Origin of the sequence: Micromonospora sp. URMC 103 (assembly GCF_051386435.1) — a bacterium.
Lineage (GTDB): Bacteria > Actinomycetota > Actinomycetes > Mycobacteriales > Micromonosporaceae > Micromonospora.
Genome location: NZ_JBPQTR010000005.1, coordinates 723,444 through 741,883, shown reverse-complemented (window position 1 = coordinate 741,883; position 18,440 = coordinate 723,444). Strand labels below are relative to the sequence as shown.

The 18,440-nt window shown below is 72.8% G+C and carries 15 protein-coding genes; 10 read left to right on the top strand and 5 right to left on the bottom strand.

The genetic code is table 11. The annotated features are described in order from the left end of the window. Positions 1–68: 68 nt before the first annotated feature. The gene (locus ACSNOA_RS16430; RefSeq protein ID WP_436659301.1) at positions 69–500 is read right to left on the bottom strand and encodes a YybH family protein; all 432 of its coding nucleotides are present in this window, start codon (positions 498–500) and stop codon (positions 69–71) included. A 75-nt stretch (positions 501–575) separates the two neighbouring features. Here ACSNOA_RS16430 and ACSNOA_RS16425 point away from each other — a divergent pair, with 75 nt between their 5' ends. Together ACSNOA_RS16425 and ACSNOA_RS16420 are read left to right on the top strand one after the other, a co-directional pair. Then, positions 576–1,493: a LysR substrate-binding domain-containing protein gene (locus tag ACSNOA_RS16425; protein WP_436659300.1), complete on the top strand. Its 918-nt coding sequence runs from the start codon at positions 576–578 to the stop codon at positions 1,491–1,493. A 629-nt stretch (positions 1,494–2,122) separates the two neighbouring features. Then, positions 2,123–2,641 carry a winged helix-turn-helix domain-containing protein gene (locus tag ACSNOA_RS16420; protein WP_436659299.1) on the top strand — a complete coding sequence of 173 codons (519 nt, stop codon included), beginning with the start codon at positions 2,123–2,125 and terminating at the stop codon, positions 2,639–2,641. A gap of 104 nt (positions 2,642–2,745) precedes the next feature. Here ACSNOA_RS16420 and ACSNOA_RS16415 read toward each other — a convergent pair whose 3' ends face one another. Continuing rightward, positions 2,746–7,119, bottom strand: a complete 4,374-nt coding sequence (locus tag ACSNOA_RS16415) for a S8 family serine peptidase (RefSeq protein ID WP_436659298.1) — start codon at positions 7,117–7,119, stop codon at positions 2,746–2,748. 343 nt (positions 7,120–7,462) lie between these two features. On the opposite strand from ACSNOA_RS16415, the gene ACSNOA_RS16410 reads away from it, so the two are divergent. After that, positions 7,463–8,005: a winged helix-turn-helix domain-containing protein gene (locus tag ACSNOA_RS16410; RefSeq protein WP_436659296.1), complete on the top strand. Its 543-nt coding sequence runs from the start codon at positions 7,463–7,465 to the stop codon at positions 8,003–8,005. Between the two features lie 54 nt (positions 8,006–8,059). Here ACSNOA_RS16410 and ACSNOA_RS16405 read toward each other — a convergent pair whose 3' ends face one another. After that, the gene (locus tag ACSNOA_RS16405) at positions 8,060–8,956 is read right to left on the bottom strand and encodes an AurF N-oxygenase family protein (RefSeq protein ID WP_436659295.1); all 897 of its coding nucleotides are present in this window, start codon (positions 8,954–8,956) and stop codon (positions 8,060–8,062) included. A gap of 48 nt (positions 8,957–9,004) precedes the next feature. Here ACSNOA_RS16405 and ACSNOA_RS16400 point away from each other — a divergent pair, with 48 nt between their 5' ends. The 5 genes from ACSNOA_RS16400 to ACSNOA_RS16380 all read left to right on the top strand — a co-directional run bounded on the left by ACSNOA_RS16400 (position 9,005) and on the right by ACSNOA_RS16380 (position 15,282). Further along, entirely contained in the window at positions 9,005–9,724 is a 720-nt protein-coding gene (locus ACSNOA_RS16400) for a TetR family transcriptional regulator (RefSeq protein ID WP_436659294.1), read from the top strand. Then, entirely contained in the window at positions 9,721–9,999 is a 279-nt protein-coding gene (locus tag ACSNOA_RS16395) for a DUF4873 domain-containing protein (RefSeq protein ID WP_436659293.1), read from the top strand. The genes ACSNOA_RS16400 and ACSNOA_RS16395 overlap by 4 nt, the downstream gene beginning before the upstream one ends. A gap of 210 nt (positions 10,000–10,209) precedes the next feature. Beyond that, a complete protein-coding gene (locus ACSNOA_RS16390; protein ID WP_436659292.1) occupies positions 10,210–11,823 on the top strand; it encodes a ricin-type beta-trefoil lectin domain protein in 1,614 nt (537 codons plus the stop codon). Between the two features lie 104 nt (positions 11,824–11,927). Beyond that, positions 11,928–12,818 (top strand): LysR family transcriptional regulator, encoded by an 891-nt coding sequence (locus ACSNOA_RS16385; protein ID WP_436659290.1) that lies wholly within the window; start codon positions 11,928–11,930, stop codon positions 12,816–12,818. Between the two features lie 121 nt (positions 12,819–12,939). Then, the gene (locus tag ACSNOA_RS16380) at positions 12,940–15,282 is read left to right on the top strand and encodes an alkaline phosphatase family protein (protein WP_436659289.1); all 2,343 of its coding nucleotides are present in this window, start codon (positions 12,940–12,942) and stop codon (positions 15,280–15,282) included. On the opposite strand, the gene ACSNOA_RS16375 is transcribed toward ACSNOA_RS16380, so the two are convergent. Continuing rightward, the gene (locus ACSNOA_RS16375; protein ID WP_436659288.1) at positions 15,215–15,796 is read right to left on the bottom strand and encodes a DedA family protein; all 582 of its coding nucleotides are present in this window, start codon (positions 15,794–15,796) and stop codon (positions 15,215–15,217) included. The genes ACSNOA_RS16380 and ACSNOA_RS16375 overlap by 68 nt on opposite strands. Next, positions 15,793–16,563 (bottom strand): MBL fold metallo-hydrolase, encoded by a 771-nt coding sequence (locus ACSNOA_RS16370; RefSeq protein WP_436659285.1) that lies wholly within the window; start codon positions 16,561–16,563, stop codon positions 15,793–15,795. Before ACSNOA_RS16370 ends, ACSNOA_RS16375 begins: the two co-directional genes overlap by 4 nt. 179 nt (positions 16,564–16,742) lie before the next feature. Here ACSNOA_RS16370 and ACSNOA_RS16365 point away from each other — a divergent pair, with 179 nt between their 5' ends. Beyond that, positions 16,743–17,174 carry a YciI family protein gene (locus ACSNOA_RS16365; protein WP_436662320.1) on the top strand — a complete coding sequence of 144 codons (432 nt, stop codon included), beginning with the start codon at positions 16,743–16,745 and terminating at the stop codon, positions 17,172–17,174. Positions 17,175–17,201: 27 nt separating this feature from the next. Continuing rightward, positions 17,202–18,431: an RNA polymerase sigma factor gene (locus ACSNOA_RS16360; RefSeq protein WP_436659284.1), complete on the top strand. Its 1,230-nt coding sequence runs from the start codon at positions 17,202–17,204 to the stop codon at positions 18,429–18,431. Positions 18,432–18,440: the final 9 nt, after the last annotated feature.

The following is an 18,440-nucleotide window of genomic DNA, read 5'->3' as shown; positions in this document are numbered from 1 at the left end:
AGGATCATGGCGATCCCTTCGCCTGCTGTGGTCCGAGCAGGCGATGCGAGCTGCGTCCTGCTCCTCCGTCAGGGCTGAAGGTCGACGACGCCCCTACCGCTCGCGATGTCGAGCGGTACCGACACCTGGTCGTGGGTGATCAACCAGACACCGTCGATCTTCTGGAAGCCGTAGGTGATCCTGACCCACATGCCGTCCGTCGCCGTCCCGTTCCGCAAGGTGCCGCTGGTGCGGGCGTAGGCGTAGCCGAACGCCACGTCGTCGCCCACGACGACGGTCAGGTCGCGGACCTCGTAGGCCAGACGGTCGAAGAACTCGAACACGCGCGTCCAGGCCGCGAGTTTCGCCGCTGTCCCGACGTGCCGCAGCGGCGGCTCGATGTCGAAGGACACGACGTCTGGCGCGTAGAGCTGCTTCAGGCCCTCGACGTCCTTGGCCGTGACCCGTTCGACAACCGTTTCGATCTGCCGGCGGATCCCGGCTTCGTCATGCTTTCCCATGCCGCTGACACTATGACGTGGGAGTTATCTTGCCTAAGACCGATATTGCTATGGCGTTATAGACGGGGAAGCATGATGGAGCTGAACTCTCTCCGGCAGTTCCTGGTGGTGGCCCGGCTGGAGCACCTGAGCCGGGCTGCCGACGAGCTGCGCGTCGCCCAGCCGTCGCTGAGCCGCACCATCGCCCGCCTGGAAGGCGAACTCGGGGTGCCGTTGTTCGACCGGGGCGGACGGCTGCGGCTGAACGACACCGGCCGGCTCTTCCGCGATCACGTCGAACGCGCCCTCGGCGAACTCGACGCGGGACGGCGTGCCGTCGCCGAGGCCGCGAGTCAGGGCCTGGGCACCGTGAGACTGGCGTCCGAGACCTTCCTCACCCTCACCGGGCCGCTGGCGGCCTTCAAACGCGCCCATCCCACCATCGAGGTGGAACTCCACTGGTCGCCGTCGGAGGACATGGGCCGCCGCCTGCGCGCCCAGGACGTCGATCTGTGCATCGCCTCGCAGCCGATCCACGCCGACGGACTCCAGTCGGCGCACCTGTTCGACGAAGCGGTGGCGGTGGTCGTACCCCTCGGTCACCCGCTGGCGGACCGCACGACGGTGACCCTCGACGAACTCGCCGACCAGCCCTTCATCACCGCCCGCAGGGGACATTGGCTACGCCGGCTGCTCGACCGCCTCTTCGCCGCCCGAGGCCTCACTCCGAAGATCGTCTGCGAGAGCGACGAACACAGCGCCATCGCCAGCCTGATCAGCGCCGGGCTCGGCATCGGTCTGGTCCCCGCCTTCGCCCGCCGCAGCGCCCCCGACGCCCCGGTCGCCTGGATCACCGTCGACAGCGCCGACTGCCGACGCACGGTCACCCTCTACTGGGGCGCCGACAGCCACCTGTCAGCCGCCGCCCGCCTCATACGCACCACGATCACCCGCTGGGACTGGGCAACGGGCGCGCCGCATCCCGAACAACCTCGGATAGCACGCCTCGCGTGATCCACTTCCGGCCCGGACAGCGCCTTCTCGGGCCCGGGCCGGTCACCTTGGGGTCGACCGCGGCAAGCCTGGAGGACGACGCCCGTGCCGGAGGGCCGGCGCGTCCGCCCCCCCCCGGAATCCGCGCGGCCTTCGGAATCGGCGTGCCTGGTCACGGACGGAACAACGGTATTGGGATCCCGGATGGTCGGCGCCCCGCGGGGGACGGCGCCGAAATACCGCGGAACGGAGGGCCCGACCGGCGGCGGGCATTGTCCGCAAATACCCGATCAATTGATGCGGCCTCGCGCGGGCAGGCCGAGGGCCGAATCCCCTTCCATTTACCGTCCGGCGCGGCGTCGCCCTTCCGGCGGCATGGGAGCGGCCGCGAGCAGGACTCCTGCACCGACGCGACCCGACCGTCGAACAATCCGGTCAAACAGCTAAAACGCCTCGCGTCCGGTCCGGTCACGGTGTCATGAACACGCCAACCCCCTGGCCCGTCCTCCCTGGACGAGCCATTCATGGGTGCCGCAGCGCAAATGTTGTTTACCGGAGCGATATAAAGGCCCACTAGGGTCGGTTCGCAGATCGACCAACGTCATCGACATTCCATCCCGGTGCAAGTGGGGAACCGGAAGAGGTGGACAATGCGGGGGATCCCGGTCGCATCCATGGTCATCGGCATCGCGTCGTCGCCCGCCGCGCGCCGCCGTCTCGCGCAGTTGCTCGGCGGCACCGAGGCGTTCCTCATCGTCTCCAGCGTCGCGCAGGCGCGGGAGTTCCTCGGCGTGGCCGAGGCGCCGCCCGTCGCGGCGGCGGCGCCACCGGCGCCCGTGGCGGCCGCCGACGTCACGGCGGATGCCGAGCCGGCCACGTCGCCGCCGGCCCTGGTCGTCGACTCCGACCGGCGGGTGGTGCGCTGGGAGGACCGTGAGATCGAGCTGACGCGCCTGGAGCACGACCTCCTGCTGTGCCTCCTGGGCGCGCCGGGGCAGATCTGGACGTACGAGCGGCTGCACCTCACGGTCTGGGGCAACGAGCATCTGGGCCGCGGTTCCGACATCCACTCGCTGGTACGCCGGATCCGGCGCAAGCTGGCCACGCTGAATGCCTCGGCGACGATCGACGCGGTCCGCGGGGTGGGCTTCCGCCTCGCCTCGGTCTGAGCGGTCCGCACCGCCCGGCGCGCGCCGGTCCGGGCGTCACGCGACAGGGTCCGGCCCGCCTGGTCGAGACCAGGCGGGCCGGGTCGTGCGTCAGGTGTCAGGCGTCAGCACCGGATCGGCGACAACGCGAAGTCCTCCACCGTGGGCGTCGTGACGTTGATCTTCGTCTGACGGGTCTGGGGCTTCCAGCCGTCCTTGGCGACGATCATCGTCATGGGGTTGTTGCGGCGGTCCATCCAGTACGCGTACTTCCCCTGCGCGTCGGTGGCGAAGGTCCACGACATCGCCCACGAGTCGATCTGGACGACCGCACCGGGCAGCGGCGCGCCGCCGCCCTGGCAGCTCGTCCCGGTGACCGTACCCATCAGCTTGCCCCAGGTCTTCGGCGCCTGCACGTTCATCGTCACGGTCACCGGAGCCACGGTGTAGGGCGTGTTCTCCCGGATGGTGACCTCACCGCTGTACGTGCCCGGCTGGTCCACGTTCGCCGTCATCCCGACAGTGGCGGTGACCTTCTCGCCCGGCGCGAGCGTGACCTCGGACTTGTCGATCGTCATCCAGCTCACGTCGGCCGCGTCCTCGGCGCACCCCTCGAAGCCGGGGAGCACCTCGCTGTCGGGCGTCGAGGCGAAGCCTCCGGACGAGCCACCGACCTTGTAGAAGCCGCACGCCGCGCCACCGCGGTACCGCGGGGTGTTGGCGTTCGGCAGGGTCGACCACGAGTCGGTGGCCGGGTCGTAGGCGAAGCCCGCGTTGGTGATGGCGCCACCCTGCGACCCGCCGACGACCAGGAGCTTGCCGCTCGCCACCGCGAACGCGCTGGCCCAGTTGTCGGCCGGGGCGTCGGCGATCGGGCTCCAGGAGTTGGCGCCCGGGTCGAACACGTAGCCGGACTTCTGCGCGGCGGCGCCGTCGTTGCCGCCGGTGCAGTAGACCCGCCCGTCGATGCCGCCGCACGAGGGGAACGCCACCGACTTCGGGTAGTTGGGCAGCGTCTCCCAGCTGTCGCTGCCCGGGTCGTACCGGACCACGCTGTTCGACATCGGCGTGCAGGCGGAGGTGGTGCACCCGCCGACGGCGTAGAGCTTTCCGTCGACGACCGCCTGGCCGGCCGCGGAACGCGGCGCGGGGTTGTCGGCCACCTCGGTCCAGCTGTTGGCCCCCGGATCGTACGACCAGGTGGTGCCGTCGGGGCCGGCCGCCGCCCAGCCACCGGTCGCGATGATCTTCCCGTCCACGACGCCCACCGTCATGGCGTTGCGCGCGTCGGGCAGATCGGCGATCTGCGACCAGGTCTGGGCGACCGGGTCGTAGGCGTAGTTCTTCGTGGTGGACGCGGACCCGTCGCCACCGCCGATGGAGTAGACCTTGCCGTCCAGGTTCACCACCCGGTTGTCCATGATGTTCGCCGGGTAGTCGGCGATGTCCGTCCACGGGGCGGCCTGGGGGCCGACGGCGGCGGACGCCGCCTGCGAGGACTTGTCCGACGCCTTCGCGGCGAACGACGTCGCCGCCTGGAGCCGCTGCTCCGGGGCGCCGGTGGACCCGAGCATCTGCTGCCGGCTCACCCGGGACCCGTCGGCCCGGAGGATTTCGAATCCGGCGTCGCGCTCGCCGAACGCGACCTCGACCGGCGCCCCACCGGTGTTGGTCACCGTGAAGCTCTTGGTGACCTTGCCGGACGGCATCTGGACGGTCCCGCTCAGCGACGTCGGCGCGACCGACAACCGGCCGGCCGCCAACTGGAAGTTCGCGGCGGTCGCCCAGTCGGCCTGGACGTCGACGTTCTTGCTCTGGCTGACGTAGTTGCCGGCCGTCGCGGTGAACTTGTGCGTCCCGGTGAGGGAGGAGAACATCCAGTAGAAGCCGTCCTCGAGCCCCGGGTCGTCCGGCGTCGCCACCGTGGTGGCCTTCTCCGCCGGGCGATCGGCGCTGGTGACGGTGGCGCCGTTGACGTAGCCGTTGGTGTTCTTGTCACGGACGTGGCCGAGCACCAGGCCGCCGTCGACCGGCTCGCAGGTGACCGTGCTGCCGATCAGCACGTTGTCGACCTCCCACCACCACTCGTACGAGGCGTCGTAGTAGTGGAACCGCACCTGCACCTGGGACTTGCCGGCCGCCTGCGGGATCGGGATCTCGGTGACCCGCGGCCCGGACGCGTCCGTCGTCTGCTGGAGCACGCTCGTCCAGGTGGCACCGCCGTCGACGCTGAGGTCGACGTCGGCGCGATCCGGGCCCAGCCAGTTGAAGTCCTGGTTGAACCGGATCACCGGGGCCGTCACGGCGGTGAGGTCGACGACCGGGCTCACGAGGGACGTGTCCTGCTGCCCGCCCGAGCCGTAGTGGTCGCTGTCGACGATGGCGAAGCCGCCGGTGCCGCCGGTCAGGTTGCCCCGGTTGCCGTCGTCGGTGAACTTCCACACCTGGCCGGAGTTCGCGTGGTCCACGACGGACCAGCCGGCCGGCGTGGTGTCGCCGTCGAAGGTCTCGTAGACCCCGTCGGAGCCGTAGCCGTAGCCGGGCGCCAGGGAGCAGGAGTCCGACTTCGCCGGCACGGCCACGTTGGCGGTGACGTTGCGCGAGGCGACGACGACCTCCTTCGTCACCGTCTCGTAGCCCGGGTACTGCGACTCGACCTTCAGGATGTACGTCGCACCGGCCGGGACGGTGAGGCTGTACCGGCCGTTGGCGGGCGTGGTGTAGTCGGACAGGCCGCCGGGGCCCACGACCGTCACCTTGGCGTAGAGCGGCCACCCGTGCCCGGAGCCGTCCGTGACCGATCCGCTGACCGTCACGCTCGGCACCGCGCTCAGCGCGACGTTGAGCGCGGTGGTCGCGTTGGGCGTCACCGTCGCCGGGGTGGTCTTGCTGGCGTACCCGAACGCCGACACGGTGACCTGGTAGTCGCCGGCCGGGAGCAGCGAGGTGTACGTGCCGTCCGCCCCGGTGGTCAGCTGGCGGTCGGCCGGGCCGGTGAGGCTGACGGTGGCGCCGGCGATCGGGGCGCCCGTGCCCGCGTCGGTGACCTTGCCGGCCAGGGTGCCGGTGTCGCCGATCGGCGCCGCGTTGAGCAGCGCGAGCGCGTCGAGGCGGCCCTCACCGAACACGTTGTTGTCGTCGGCCGTGCCTCCGCACTGGTCGTCGGCCGAGTCGACCGCCGAGTTGTCGAGCAGCCCACGGGTGCCGTCGACGTCGCCGACGAGGCCCGGCGCCGCCGACCACAGCAGCGCGATCGCGCCCGCGAGGTGCGGGGCCGCCATCGAGGTGCCGCTGATGCTGGCGTAACCGTTGCCCGGGACGCTCGAACGCACGTTCACGCCGGGCGCCGAGACGTTCGGCTTGATCTCGCCGTTCTGGCCGGCACCCCGGCTGGAGAAGCTGGCGATGTTGTTGTTCACGTCGTACGCGCCGGCCGAGTAGTTGCTCGCCAGGCTGCCCGGGGAGCCGCTGGTCTGGCAGGCGGGCCCGCTGTTGCCGTTGGAGAAGACGCCGAAGATGCCGGACGCCTTCCAGGCCAGCGTCACGTCCTCCATGAACGGGTCGTTGGACGGCAGGCGGGTGCCCCACGAGTTGTTGATGATGTTCGGCCGCTTGGTGACGTCCCCGTTCTGGCCGTTCAGGTCGGTCGGCTCCAGCATCCACTGGCCGGAGTTCACCAGCGCGGCGTCGCTCGGGCAGCAGCCGTTCGCGGCGATCCACTTGACACCGGGAGCGACACCGACCTGGTTCGCGCCGCCGTCGGAGCCGGCCATCGTGCCCATGGTGTGGGTGCCGTGGCCGTCACCGTCGCAGGGGGTGGCGCAGGTCCCGGCGGCGTTGAACCAGTTGTAGTTGTGGTCGAACGTGCCGTCGCCGTTGTTGCCCCGGTAGGAGTTGACCAGCGCCGGGTGGTCGAACTGGACGCCGGTGTCGATGTTGGCGATGGTGATGCCCTCGCCCTTGACGCCGTACTGCGACCAGACGTCGTCGGCGTTGATGTTGGCGACGCCCCACTCGAGGGCGTTGACCACCTTCTCGTTGTCGCCCTTGGTGGTCTTGGGCACCTCGTACGCGACGGGCGCGTAGAGGGCCTCCACCTCGGCGTGGGCGGCGAACTTCTGGGCCATCGGCAGCGAGCCGCCGCTCACCCGGATCGCGTTGGTGGCCCAGAAGGTCTGGTACTTCGCGCCGGAGCCGTCGAGTTCGGCCTTGACCTTCGCCTGGCTGTCGGCGGCGGTCTTCTTGAGCGCCTCGACGACCGCGGCCCCGCGGGCGTTCCAGTCCTTGATCTGGCTGGCCTTGCTCAGGTCCGCCTTGTTCGTGAAACGGATCCAGAAGTCGCTCTCGCTCTTGCCCTCGAGCTGCCGGGTGAGTTCCGGTCGGATCTTGTCCGCCGGCGAGGGCGCGCCGGCGCCGAAACCGCCTGACGCGGCCTGGGCGCCGGAGCCGGTGGCCGCCAGTGCCGTGGCGACGAGGACCGTCGCCGCACCGGCGCTCACCAGCGATCTGGCTGCGCGCCTCCAGTGTGGACGTCTGAACATTCGGTGCTGCCTCCTTCAGAACGACCCAGGGGGTGAATTGGGCCATGGTGAAGGTGCAGGGGTCCGCCTCCGCTGTGGACGAATGTCGGTACGGACGAACCCCTCCATGCCCCCCCCATGCACCGCGCGGGTCACGCCGGTTGCCCGGTTGGACACTATGATCGAGAAAAAGGACGATCAAGAACGTGCCGTAAGCAAGTTGTCACTAACCGTTTGCCGACCGGCTCGCCGGTCTGACAACAACTGTCAGCATCATGTTGGAACCGGGCAGGCTGGCTGCCCTCGTCTCCGGGTGGGTGCGATGGCCGAAGACGACGACACGACGGCACCGGGTCGGCCCGATCCGGCGGACGACCTGTTTCCCCTGGTCATCGCCGTGACCCCGTCGCCGGCCGAGCGACTGCGGCTCGCGGAGCGCCTCGACGGGGCGGCGCCGCTGCTGCTCGTCGCCGACCTCGACGAGCTGCGTCGGCTGATCGCCGCCCCCGGGCGGTTTCCCCGGCCCGCGTCTCCGCCGGCCGCGACCACCGGCGAGAACGGTCTTCTCATCGACTCCACGCGCTCCACCGCCCGCTGCGGCGACCGCGAGATCCCCCTCACCCGGCTCGAGCACGATCTGCTGGCGTGCCTCATCACGGCGCCCGTACGGGTCTGGAGCTACGCCGAGCTGCACCGCGCGGTCTGGCACGACGAGGGCCTGGTGCGGAGGGCCGACGTGCAGTCGCTGGTCAAACGGCTGCGGCGCAAGCTCACCGAGCTGCACACCGGGATCACCATCGACGCGGTGCGCGGCGTCGGCCTCCGGTTGACCGACCATCGCCAGCCACGGGTGGGGGGCGGCTGAGGCTGCCCATTGTGGGCAGGGCTGCCCGGGAGCGTTCCCGTCGCCGTGACGCGATCAGATGAGGCCGGCGCGCCGCCACAGCGCCCGACCCGGCCCGGCCACCAGGTCGAGGCTCGCGAGGTGGTCGTACACCCGGGCGGCGGACCAGCGCAGGGTGGCGCGCCAGTGCGGGTTGGCGCGGGCGGCGGCACGGCCGACCCCGGGCGGGATGCCCACGGCGGCGTACGCGGCCGGGTGGACGAGCCGGTTGCTGATCGAGTAGGCGGCGCGACCGATCAGCAGCCGGGCGTACGCCATCGCCACCGGGCCGGCCGCCGCGACCTGGCGCGCGACCTCCTCCCGGGCGAACCGCACGTGCCGCGCCTCCTCGACCACGTGGATGCGCGACACCATCCGGATGAGCGGCTGGAGGGACTCGTCGGCCATGATCTCCCGTTGGAACGCGTCGAGCACCTCCTCGGCGATGAGGATCGCCGCGTACATCTGCGGGCCGGTGGCCGTGGTCTTGAGGAAGCGCCCGAGCGCCTGGTCCCACCGGCCGGCCCGGTAGACCGGGCAGCCCATCGCCTCGATGAGCCGGCCGAACATGACCGAGTGGCGGCACTCGTCGGCGACCTCGGTGAGCGCGTACTGGGCGTGCCGGCTGGTCGGGTCGGCGTCGTAGTAGTGCCGGATGAGCATCTGCATGAGGATGGTCTCGAACCAGACCCCGGCGCTGGCCGCGCTGGCCACCTCGTGCCGGGTGAGGGTGACCCGCTGCTCCTCGGTCATCCCGTCCCACAGACGGGTGCCGTAGAGGCTGCTGCGGTGCGGTGGAAGCCAGTAGGCGCCCGGCACGTGCGGTGCGGCCCAGTCGATCTCGACGGTGGGGTCGTAACTCGTCCGCAGCGAGGACGCGAGCAGGCGGTCGGCGGTGGCCTCGCGCTCGGGTCCGGCGGGTGTGGCCGCCATGACGCCTCCACATTGACGTGACGCGCGGTAACTGTTACGAGTAGTAGCATGCAATCGGGCTCGACCGATGTCAATGGACCCGGCCCCTCCGACGGCACTGCAGCGAGTGCGGCGACCGACCGCCGCCGGGCCCGGTGGGCCGACCACCGCGAGCAGCGGCGCCAGGACCTCGTGGCGGCCGCCGTACGGGCTCTGCTGCGGCACGGGCCGCAGGTCGACATGGACCAGGTGGCGGCCACGGCGGGTGTCAGCAAGCCGGTGCTCTACCGCTACTTCGCCGACAAGTCGCAGCTCTGGCTGGCCGTGAGCGAGGTCGTGGCCGCGCGGGTGGTCGAGGCCGTCGCGCCCGCGATCGAGCAGGTCCGCGAGGAACGCGACCTCGTCCGGGCCACGATTGACGCCTACCTCGGAGTGCTCGAGTCGGAGCCGGCCCTGTACCGCTTCCTCATGCACCAGTCCGGCCATCCGGGCGTCCACCAGGTGATCGCCGGCTCCGGTCGGCGGGTGGCCGCCGGGCTCGCGCGGGTGATCGGCGACCGGCTGCGCGCGCTCGGCCTCGACGCCGGGCCGGCCGAGCCGTGGGCATACGGCCTCGTCGGGTTCGTGCAGGCGGTCGGTGACTGGTGGACCAGCCACGGCCAGCCCATCCGGCGGGAGGCGCTCACCGACTACCTCACCACCCTGCTGTGGAGCGGGATCGAGGGAGTACGCCGCAGCGCGGACCTGCCACGCGAGCTCACCCGGGCGCACGAGCGGATCACACCGTGAGCTACCACGGTCCCGCCGACGTGGCGGGCCACCCGGTGCGGGTGCACCTGACCGGCCGCCTCGAGCCGGTCGACGGCCGTTTCCACTGGAGCGGCCGGGTCGAGCCCGATCCGCACGTGGCGGGGCTGCTGCGGGCCGGCCGGCGCGACGTGGAGCTGCGGATCGCCCAGCGGGTGACGGCGGCCCGGCTCGCCGAGGTGGACCCCTGGGGTGGCGTACGGGTCACCGGCGTGGGCGCCCCGCCGTGGCCGCCCGAGGCTACGCCGAGCCACTGACCGGGGCGGCGCCCTCGCCGGACCATGACATTGATATCGGTATCTTCGCATGTAACAATTAACAGACTTAACAATTGCTCCGCCGTACGGCAGAGCGTTCGCCGCCGACCGGTCCGCCCTCCCCCACGGCACCGCCCGTGACGAGCGCGTCCGTCGCCGGCGGATTTGCCCCAGGATCTACCGCTTCGGGCGGCGGGAAAGGATCATGACATGGTGCGACGACGGATCGGGAGCCTCTCCCGCCGACCCCATCTCCGGCTCGCCGCCGCGTTCGCCGCGGTCACGCTAGCCGTGCCGGCCGGCCTCGTGGTCGGCGCGTCCACGGCGTCCGCGGCCGCCGTCGGCGCCATCACGGGGTACGGCGGAAAGTGCGTCGACGTCGCGGGCGCGAGCCCCGCGAACGGCGCGGCCGTCCAGCTCTACGGCTGCAACGGCACCGCCGCCCAGCAGTGGACGGTCGGCGACGACGGGACGATCCGGGCGCTCGGGAAGTGCCTGGACGTGGCGGCCGCCGGCACCGCCAACGGCTCCCGCGTGCAGATCTACGACTGCAACGGCACCGCGGCCCAGCGATGGTCGGCCACCGGCGGGCAGCTAATCAACGCCGGCTCGGGCAAGTGCCTCGACGCGACCGGCCCCAGCTCCGCCGACGGCACCCCGTTGCAGATCTGGACCTGCACCGGCGCCGCCAACCAGACCTGGACGCTGCCCACCGGCGGCGACACCACCCCTCCCCCGACTGGCGGGTTCACGCACCCCGGTGTGCTCGTGAGTCGCGGCCAGCTCGACTTCGTGCGCGGCCGGGTGCAGGCCGGCGCCCAGCCTTGGACGTCGGCCTTCAACCAGATGATGAGCAGCAGGTACGCGTCCCTGTCGCGGACGCCCGCGCCCCGCGCCGTCGTCGAGTGCGGCTCCTACTCCAACCCCAACTACGGCTGCACCGACGAGCGGGAGGACGCCATCGCCGCGTACACCGACGCGCTCGCCTGGTACCTCACCGGCGACGCCCGGTACGCACAGAAGGCCATCCAGATCATGGACGCCTGGTCGGCCACGATCACCTCGCACACGGGCAGCAACGCGCCGTTGCAGACCGGCTGGGCGGGCTCGGTCTGGCCCCGCGCCGCGGAGATCATCCGCTACACGTACAGCAGCTGGCCCAACGCCACCCGGTTCGCCACCATGCTGCGCACCGTGTACCTGCCGGTGGTCCGCAACGGCTCGAACAGCAACGGCAACTGGGAGCTGACCATGATGGAGGCCGCGACCGGCATCGCGGTGTTCCTGAACGACCGGGCCGGCTACGACGCGGCGGTCACCCGCTTCTTGAACCGGACCCGCGCGTTCATCTACCTGCCCAGCGACGGCGCACTGCCGTACACGGTGCCGGGCAGCGGCCTCGACACCAGCGCCGAGATCATCAACTACTGGCAGGGCCAGTCCACGTTCGTGGCCGGCCTCGCCCAGGAGACGTGCCGGGACTTCACCCACACCGGCTACGGAATCTCGGCGATCTCGCACGTCGCGGAGACCTCCCGGATCCAGGGTCAGGACCTGTACCCGCAGGTCGGCGAGCGGTTGCGGCAGGCGCTCGGCTTCCACTCCCGGTACCAGCTCGGCGAGGCGCCGCCGTCGTGGCTCTGCCGCGGCAGCCTGACCCGCGGCCTGGGGCCGATCACGGAGGTCGGCTACAACGCCCTGGCCAACCGTCTCGGCAACGCGATGACGAACACGCAGACGCTCACGCTCCAGCAGCGGCCGGCCGGCAGCAACAACCTCTTCGTGGCCTGGGAGACCCTGACCCACGCCGACAACCCCAGCTGACCCACGGCGCCGCCCCCGGGTGGGATCTTGCGCCGGAACGCCCCTCCGGGCACGTTTCCGGCCAAGATCCCGCCCGCTCCGGGCGGTGTGTGATCCTGGGCGGCGTGGAACTGAGGCACCTGGAGTACTTCGTCACGGTGGCCGCGGAACGCAGCTTCACCCGGGCGGCGAACCGGCTGCACGTGGTGCAGTCCGCGGTGTCCGCCGCGATCGCGGCCCTGGAACGGGAGCTGGACGCCACCCTGTTCGACCGCAGCGCGCAACGGGTGTCGCTGACCGAGGCCGGCGAGGCGCTGCTGCCCCAGGCGCGGGCCACCCTCGACGCCGCCGAGGCGGCCCGGGAAGCGGTGCACGACGTCGGCCGGGAGCTGCGCGGCACGGTGGTGGTCGGGTGCCTGACCGGCGTGGGCGGCATCGACTTCGCCGGCCTGCTCGGCGAGTTCCGCACCCGTCACCCCCGGGTCGGCCTGCGGTTGCGCGCCGCCACCTGGAACGGCTCGGCCGGCCTGGCCCGCTCGCTGGTCGACGGAGAGATCGACGTGGCGTTCCTCGGGGTGAGTCGCCGGCCGTTTCCGAACCTGCGGACCCGGATGCTCGTGCCGGTTCCCCAGGTGCTCGCGGTGCCGGCCGGGCATCCGCTCGCCGGACGCGAGACGGTGACGCTCGCGGAGGTGGCCGACGAGACCTTCATCGACTGCCCCGCCGGCTACGCCAACCGCACCACCAACGACCAGGCGTTCGGCGCGGCCGGTCTGACCCGGCAGATCGCCATGGAGGTGGCCGACGTCACGGTCGCCGCGGAGTTCGTGCGGCACGGGCTCGGCGTGGCCATCCTGCCCGTACGCAGCGTGCCGCCGGGGCCGGACGTGACGGCGCTGCGGGTCACCGACCAGTCGCTGGACTGGGCGCTGCACGCCGCCACCGCCACGGGCCGCCGGGTCAGCGCGGCGGCGTCCGCCCTGCTCACGATGGTCGACGGCCACCTGCTGCCCTGATTCGGGGCCGACGGACCGGCGGTGTGGGCGGCGGGCACGGGCGCGACGGATACTCGGTCCCGGTGTGACCTGCTCCTTCACCGGTCGATCTTGATAGCTCGGATGTGGCATCGTGGCGAGGATGGAGCCGCAGGTGGACGCCCGCAGGCGCCACCGGCTGCCCGAACCGGTGCGCGTGGGCCTGCGGGTGCTGCGCGGCTACCGGCCCACGGTCGCGCGCGTACGCGCCCTCGTGCGCAGCATGGCGACCTCGTTCGTGGTGCTCGCCACGACGCTCTGGCTGCTGCCCGGGGTCACCGCGAGCGGCCTCGTCGCGATGCTGTGGCTGGTCGCCCTCGTCACCGTGGTCGGCGCCGTCCTGCGCCCGCTGCTGCTCGCGCTGGCCACCGCACTCGGCGGGCTCGGGGCGCTAGCCATCGGCGTGGGCGTGCAGGCCGTCGTCATGTACGTGGCACTGCGGCTCGACCCGAAGGCGCACGTCGCCGGGTTCGCCGTCGCGTTCCTCGCGGCGTGGGTCGCCGTGGCGCTCGCCAACGTCGTGAACTGGCTCGCCGACGCCGGCACCGACGACACGTTCGTGAGCGAGACGCTGCGCCTGATGACCCGGGTGCGGCGGGCGACACACCGCCGCCGGCGGCCGTCGCGGCGCGACCGGAGCGTGGCGGACCCGCCGACCGACGTGCCCCAGGGCGAGGGTCTGCTCGTCATCCAGCTCGACGGAGTGGCGGCCCCGCTGGTGCAGTGGGCCGTCCGCGCCGGGAACCTGCCCACCATCGGGCGGTGGCTGCGCTCCCACAGCCACCGGATGACCCGCTGGCACACCGGGCTGCCGGCCACCACCCCGGCCGCACAGGCCGGCCTGCTCCACGGCGACGTCCGTCACGTGCCGGCCTACCGGTGGTACGAGAAGGCGACGGCCGAGCAGCCGACGGGTCGTCTCGTGGTGACCAGCCGTCCCCGGGACGCCGCCGACGTGGAACGGCGCCTCGCCACCGGGAACGGGCTGCTGCGCGACGGCGGGGTGAGCATCAGCACGGCGTTCTCCGGCGACGCCCCGACCAGCCTGCTCACGGTGAGCCGTGCCGGGCTGCCCGGCCGCTCCACCCCGGGCTACGCGGCGTTCATGACCAGCCCGTACGGCTTCGCCCGCGCCGTCGTGCTCAGCGCCGGGCAGGTGCTGCGCGAGCTGCACGAGGCGCGCCGGCAGCGCCGGCGGGACGTCCAGCCGCGCGGCGAGCGGGGTGGCTCGTACCTGGCCCTGCGCCCGCTGGCCAGCCTCCTGAACGACCTCAACGTGTCGCTCATCGCCGAGCAGATGGCCCGCGGCGCGCCCGTGATCTTCTGCGACTTCGTCGACTACGACGAGGTCGCCCACCACGCCGGGCCGGCGCGCCCGGAGGCGATGGCCGCGCTCGAGGCGCTCGACCACACGCTCGGCATCCTGGAGCGGTTGGCGGCCGAGGCCGCGCGGCGCTACCACATCGTGGTGCTCAGCGACCACGGGCAGAGCCAGGGCGCCACGTTCCGTCAGCGCTACGGCGAGTCGCTCGCCCAGGTCGTGTCCCGGCTCGCGGCGCCATCCACCTCCGACGACCCGACAGCGCCGGCCGTCACCACGACCAGCGCCGAGGCCGCCGGCCGGGTGGAGCAGTGGGTGCGGGTCAACACGCTGCTCACCGAGGTGGCCGGGCGGGGCGGGATGACCGCCGCGGCGACGCGGGTGGCCGCCCGGCCGGGGCACGACGGCGAGGTCAGCCTGGGCCCGGCCGACGGCGAGGAGGCGGCGACGCGTACCGACCCGGAGACCGTGGTCGTGGCCTCCGGCAACCTGGCGATGATCTACCTGACCCGCCACCCGGGCCGGCTTGCCCGGGAGCGCATCGACGCCGTGGCGCCGCGGCTCGTCGAGGGCCTGGCCGCGCACCCCGGCATCGGGCTGGTCGTGGTCGACTCCGCGGTGGGGCCCGTGGCCATCGGCCCGCGGGGGTCGCACCGGCTGCGCGACGGGCACGTCGACGGCGACGACCCGCTGGCCCCGTACGGGCCGAAGGCGCGCCGGGACCTGCTGCGCCACCAGACGATGGCGCACGTGGGCGACCTCGTGGTGATCAGCGCCATCGACCCGAGCCTGGAGGAGGTCGCGGCGTTCGAGGAGCTGGTCGGGTGCCACGGCGGGCTGGGTGGCTGGCAGACCGAGGCCCTGCTCGTGCACCCGGCCGAGTGGGCGCAGGACGGCGAGCTGGTCGGCCCGGACGCCGTGCACCGGCAGCTGCTCGCGTGGCTGCGCCGGCTCGGCCTCCGCCGGCCCGACGACCCGGCCGGCGGGATCGCGCCGGAGGGCGGATCGGCCGCCGACCCGGCAGCAGTTCCCGAGCCGGCCGCCGTGCCGCTCGCGGTCACGGCGTCGCCGGTGGTGGAGCCGGCGCCGTCCGCCGCCGGCTCCACCAGCTCAGTCCCTGGCTGACAAGCAGCACGAGGACGATCGCGGCGAGCACGCTCTGCCACGGCTCGGGAAACACGGCCCGGCCGACGACGCCGATCGCGGCGTACAGGACCGACCACGTGAGGCTCGCCGGGGCGTTCGCGACGGCGAAGCGCCGCCAGGTCAGGCCCGACACCGCGCCGGCGAGCAGGACCGGGACCCGGCCACCCGGGATCAGCCGGGACACGAGGAGCATCGACACTCGCCCCTCGCGCACCCGCGCGGACATCCGCTCGAACCGCTCCGGATCACGCAGCCACCGCAGCCGGCGGGCGATACGCTCGCCGCCCCAGGCCAGCACGACGTAGGTGGCCAGGTCACCGGCGTACGCCCCGAGCGCGCCGGCGGCCACCACGAGGACCACGGTGAGCGGATGCTGGTGGGCGGCGAGCGCGGCGGCGCCGCTGACCGCCGCCCCGGTGGGGACCACGGGGACGACGGATCCGAACAGCACCACGACGATCAGCCAGGCGAGCGCACCGAGCGTCGCCGTCATGAGCGGGCCACGGCGAGGGACTGGCCGGGACGCAGCACGCGGACGTGGGTGCCCGGCGAGATGGTCCCGGCGTGGCGGGCGAACTCCTCCCCGGGTGGGAGGAACCGGTCCGGCCGGACGCGCTCACAGCCGACCGGCCAGAAGGTGCCGAAGTGGATGGGAACGGCCGACGCCGCGGACGCCCGCCGCACCGCCTCCGCGGCGCCCGCCGGGTCGAGGTGACCGTGGCCGAGGGTGGGGCCCCAGCCGCCGACCGGGATCAGCGCCAGGTCGAGCGGCCCGAGCTTGCCCATCTCGTCGAACAGGCCGGTGTCACCGGCGAACCAGGTGCGGGCCTCGCCGTGCACCACGTAGCCCACGGCGGCCGCCCGGTGCCGCGACCAGGGGCCGCGAGCGTCGTCGTGGGCCGCCGGCACGGCCGCCACCGTGACGTCGCCGACCGTCGTCGTGTCGCCGGGTGCCAACTCGACGCAGGGGCCGGCGGCCGCGCCGAGCGCCCGGCGCACCAGGCGGGCCGCGCCCCGCGGCACCACGAGCGGGGTGCCGGCGGGCAGTCGGCGCAGCGACGGGAAATCCAGGTGGTCGGCGTGCAGGTGCGACACGAGGACGGCGTCCGGGGCCGCTGGCAGGCGCGGTGTCGGGCCGCGGCGGCGGCGCAGGTGGGCGAGCCGGTCCCGCAGCAGCGGATCGGTCAGCAGCCGGGTGCCGGAGTCCTCGATCCACAGCGTGCTGTGGCCGTACCAGGTCACCCGTGCCGCCTCGGTCACGCCTGCCACCGTATCGGACCTGGCCGGGCCGCCTGAACTACGGTCGGAGGCCGGGCCGGGCACACTTCCCGCATCTTTTCGGCTGGCATGTCGAAAGCGGCCGGGGCCCGTTCGACAACCGGGTGACGACGCCGGCGGGAAGCGCGGGCGGCACGAGAGAGGAGGACCCCGTGAAGGTCATGGTGTTGATCAAGTTCGCCGGTGCGGACGAGGACCGGCTCACCCCCACCCGCGAGGTGGTCGAGGCGATGGCGGCGTACAACGAGCGGCTGGTCAAGGCTGGGATCATGCTCGACGGCGGTGGGCTCCGGCCCAGCGCCGAGGGCATCCAGGTGGTCTTCGAGGGCGGCACCACGTCGGTGGTCGACGGGCCGTTCACCGAGTCCAAGGAGGTCGTCGGCGGCTACTGGCTCTGGCAGGTCGACTCGGTCGAGGAGGCCGTCGAGTGGGCGCGGCAGTGTCCCGACTCGCCGGACACCGGCGTGCGGTCGGTGCTGGAGATCCGCCCGCACGTCGAGCCGGAGGACTTCGCCGCCGAGTACACGCCGGAGAGGCGCGGGCGGGAGACGCGGATGACCGCGGCGGTTCCTGCCCGGCACGGGCGGGGCTGACGGCGCGGGTCGGGTGGAGGAGGCGGAATGGACGCGCGGCGTACGGTCGAGGCGGTGTGGCGCATGCACTCCGCGCGCCTGGTCGCCTCCCTCACCCGGCTCGTGCGGGACGTCGGGCTGGCCGAGGACCTCGCCCAGGAGGCGTTCCTGTGCGCGCTCGACCAGTGGCCGCGCGAGGGCGTACCGGCGGAACCGGCCGCCTGGCTGGCGACCGTCGCCCGGCGCCGGGCCGTCGACCTGATCCGGCGGGAGCGGATGCGCGACGACCGGTACGCGCGGCTCGCCGCGGACCTGCGGAACGGGCCACCGGACGGCACGGCGAGCGACGAGGAGCTGCTCACGCTGGTCTTCGTGGCGTGCCATCCGGTCCTGTCCCGAGAGTCGCGGGCCGTGCTGACCCTGCGCATGGTGGGCGGGCTCGCCACCGAGGAGGTCGCCCGCGCCTTTCTCACGCCCACCGCCACCGTCGCCCAGCGCATCTCGCGGGCCAAGCGCACCCTCGCCGAGGCGGAGGTGCCGTTCGCGCTGCCCGACGCCGACGACCTGCCGAAACGGCTGGCCGCCGTCCTGGAGGTCGTCTACCTGATCTTCAATGAGGGGTACGCGGCCACCTCCGGCGACCGGTGGATACGCCGGGACCTCGCCGAGCAGGGCATCCGCCTCGGCCGGGTCCTCGCCGGGCTGATGCCCCGCGAGCCCGAGGTGCACGGCCTCGTGGCGCTCATGGAACTGCAGGCCTCGCGGTTCGCGGCCCGGACCGGCCCCGACGGCCAGCCGGTGCTGCTCGCCGACCAGGACCGTTCCCGGTGGGACCGGACGCTCGTGACGCACGGCCTGGCGGCGCTGGGCCGCGCCCGGGCACTGGGCAAGCCGCTCGGCCCATACACCGTGCAGGCCGCGATCGCCGCCTGCCACGCCCGCGCCCACACGTTCGACGACACCGACTGGGACGCGGTCCTCGCCCTCTACGACGCGCTCGTCCAGATCGCGCCGTCGCCCGTGACCGCGCTCAACCGCGCGGTGGCGGTGCTCCACGTGGACGGGCCGCACGTCGCCCTCGAAGCCGTCGAGGCGCTCCGCGCGGACCCGAGGATGGCCCGCTACCACCTGCTCGGCGCCGTACGCGGCGACCTCCTGCTGCGCCTCGGCCGGCACGCCGAGGCCGCCGAGGAGCTGGAGCGGGCCGCGGAGCTGGCGCCCACCCGGCACGAACGGGCGATGCTCATGGCGCGCGCGGCCGCGGCGACGCCGGCCTGACCCGGCGCC